Source organism: Frankia sp. AgKG'84/4 (genome assembly GCF_023242965.2).
GTDB lineage: Bacteria > Actinomycetota > Actinomycetes > Frankiales > Frankiaceae > Frankia.
The window spans coordinates 1-3,087 of the sequence record NZ_JALKFU020000602.1 but is presented as its reverse complement, the minus strand read 5'-3'; the positions used below and the strand labels follow the sequence as shown (position 1 = coordinate 3,087).

3 protein-coding genes are annotated in these 3,087 nt (G+C 75.4%); all 3 read left to right on the top strand.

Going from position 1 to position 3,087, the window contains the following annotated elements; translation table 11 throughout:
• Window positions 1-1,245 (top strand): D-alanyl-D-alanine carboxypeptidase/D-alanyl-D-alanine endopeptidase (gene dacB, locus MXD58_RS23815; protein ID WP_250609960.1); only part of this gene is annotated, 1,245 nt, incomplete at its 5' end.
• Window positions 1,246-1,359: 114 nt separating this feature from the next.
• Window positions 1,360-2,481: an Rv3626c family coenzyme F420 biosynthesis-associated protein gene (locus tag MXD58_RS23810; RefSeq protein ID WP_248838214.1), complete on the top strand. Its 1,122-nt coding sequence runs from the start codon at window positions 1,360-1,362 to the stop codon at window positions 2,479-2,481.
• A 133-nt stretch (window positions 2,482-2,614) separates the two neighbouring features.
• On the top strand, window positions 2,615-3,087 hold a 473-nt coding region (gene tilS / locus MXD58_RS23805; protein ID WP_250609961.1), incomplete at its 3' end, for a tRNA lysidine(34) synthetase TilS.

The window sequence follows — 3,087 nt, the reverse complement described above, 5'->3', positions numbered from 1 at the left end:
GCGCCCACGCCGAGCCCAGCCGCCCTCGCCGCCCAGCTCGCCGGGCCCCTCCAGGACCCCGGCCTCGCCGGGCCGGCCGCGTACGTCGTCGACGCGCTGACGGGGAAGGTGCTGCTCGACATCCGGGGACGGACACCGGCCACGCCGGCCTCGACGCTCAAGACCGCGGTCGCCACCGCGGCCCTCGCCACCTTCCCCGACGCCAGACTGCGGACGACGGTGGTCTACAGCCCGCCCACCGGTGCCGCCGCGACGGCACCGGGCGGCACTTTGTGGCTGGTCGGTGCGGGAGATCCGACGCTCACTGCCGCCGCCCGACCCGACGGCTACCCGACGCCCGCCCGGCTCGCGGACCTCGTCCACCAGGTCCGGGCCGCGGGCATCACCTCCGTCAGCCGGGTGATCGGCGACGGGTCGCTGTTCACCGGTCCCGACCGGGCCCCGGGCTGGCGCGACAACTACGTCACCGACGGTGACGTCGCCCCCGTGTCCGCGCTCGAACTGGACGCGGGGCGCGCTGCTCCCGGTGCCACCGGAGCGCGCGCCGCCGATCCGGCGGCGGCGGCGACGGCGGTGTTCGGCGGCGCGCTGAGGATGGCGGGAATCGCCGTCGGCTCGGTCGGCACGGGGCCGGCCCAACCATCGGCCCACCAGGTCGCCGCCGTGGACAGCCCGCCTGTCCGGGTCCTGGTCCGGAAGATGCTGTCCGAGTCGGACAACGACCTGGCCGAGAGTCTCGGCCGGCTGGTCGCCCGTCACCGCGGCCTGCCCGCGTCGTTCGCCGGGGCGGTGCGCGCCGTGACCGGCACCCTCGCGGAGCTCGGCCTGCCCACGGCGGGGGCGAGCCTGTACGACGTCAGTGGGCTCTCCACCAGCGATCTGATCGAACCCGCGACCCTCATCGCGGTGCTGCGAGCGGCCGTCCTGCCCGTCCGCCCAGCGCTGCGTGATCTGCTGACCGGGCTGCCCGTGGCCGGATTCTCCGGAACCCTCGGCGACCGGTTCACCTCCGGCGACACCGCCGCGGGGGCCGGCGAGGTACGGGCGAAGACCGGCACTCTGCGCAACGTCAGCAGCCTTGCCGGCCAGGTCGTGGACGCCGACGGCCGGCTGCTGCTGTTCGCGTTCCTCTCCCCGGCCGAGGAGGTCAGCGGAACCAAGGCCGCGCTGGACCGGATCGCCACCGCCCTCGCCAGGTGCGGTTGCCGGGCCCCCGCGGCCGGCGCGCCCGCCCCGGCGCGCTGACCCCGCCCGCGCGGGCCGGACACGCCGGTCCCTGTCAGGTGTTCGATCCGCGAGCCCGGACCGGCCTCCGCGACGCGGGAGCAGACCTGGGTCCAGCCCGGTACGCTCGGATTCGTGGATGCCGAGCTGGTCGACTGGGAACTCGCCGTGACGACGGCGAAGAAGCTGGTCCGCCCCGGCCCGCAGATCAGCCGAGAGCAGGCCGCCGATGTCGTCGCCGAGCTGCGCCGCCTCGCGGTGGAAGCCGAGCGGCACGTCGAGGACTACACCCATCTCACGCCGGCCGGCGTGCCGACCCCGATCAACGTGGTGGACCGGCCCGAATGGGTGCGCTCCAACGTGGCGGGCCTGCGCGTGCTGACCACGCCGTTGCTGGCCAAGCTGTCCGAGCAGCAGCGCAGCCGCTTCTCAGCCGCGGTCGGGCGCCGGGTCACCGGAGTCCAGCTGGGCACGGCGCTGGCGTACCTGGCCGGCAAGGTGCTCGGCCAGTTCGAGATCTTCCTGCCGCCCGAGGAGTACCTGGGCGGCCCGGCGGGCGCGCTGGACGCCGCCACCCCGGTGACGGTCGGCCGGCTCAGCCTGGTGGCGCCCAACATCGCCCACGCCGAGGCCACGATGGGCGTCGTGCCGCGGGACTTTCGGATGTGGGTGTGCCTGCACGAGCAGACCCACCGCAGCCAGTTCACCGCCGTGCCGTGGCTGCGGGCCCACCTCGAGTCCGAGATCACCTCGTTCATCGAGGCCACCGATCTTGATCCGGACGTGCTCGCCGACCGGGTGCGCTCGGCGGTGGCCGCTCTGCGCGGTGCGGTGTTCGACCGCGGGCCGGACAGCCCGAGTGTCGTCGAGGCGCTGCAGACACCGGCGCAGCGAGCCGTGCTCGACCGGCTCCAGGCAATCATGACGTTGCTGGAGGGCCACGCGGACCAGGTGATGGACGCGGTGGGCCCCCGGGTGGTGCCGACCGTCGCCGACATCCGGTCGAAGTTCGAGGGCCGGCGCGACGGCGGCTCACCGGTCGACCGCTTCATCCGGCGCCTGCTCGGCCTGGACCTGAAGCTTCAGCAGTACCGCCAGGGCGGCGCGTTCGTGCGGGCCGTCGTCGCGGAAGCCGGCGTGGGCGGCTTTAACACGGTGTGGGAGTCGCCGGCGACGCTGCCGACCCGTGCCGAGCTGACCGACCCGACCGCGTGGATGCAGCGCGTCCTGGGCAGCCGTCCGTCGATCTCGGCGTGACCGGCATGGTCCGCGGAGCCGTCGGCGTCTCCACGGTCCGGCCGCCCTGGTGACCTCCGCCCTCGCCGGCGATCATCAGGACGGCCCGGCGCGCGAGCGCCCGAGCCGGGCGCCGAGCCCCGCGGTCGCCGCGATGCGCCTCGCGGTCCGTTCCGCCATCGCCGATCTCGGCCCGGGTGAGCTGGTGCTCGTCGCCTGCTCCGGCGGTCCCGACTCGCTGGCGCTGGCCGCGGCGCTCGCGTTCGTCGCCCCCCGCCGGGCGCTGCGCGCCGGCCTTCTCGTCGTCGATCACGGCTGGGACGAGTACTCCACGAACCGCGCGCATAGCGTCGCGGACCTTGGCCGGGAACTGGAGCTGCGGCCGGTCGAGGTGTTGACCGCGCACACGCCCCGCTCGGAGGGCGCCGCCCGCGAGGCCCGCCGCGCAGCGCTGTTCGCGGCGGCGGACCGGTTGGGCGCCCGCGCCATCCTGCTCGGACACACCCTGGACGACCAGGCCGAGACCGTGCTGCTGCGGCTTGCCCGTGGTGCGGGGGCCCGGTCGCTGGGCGGCATGCGTCCCCGCGACGGCCTGCTGCGCCGGCCGCTGCTCGGCCTGCGCCGGGC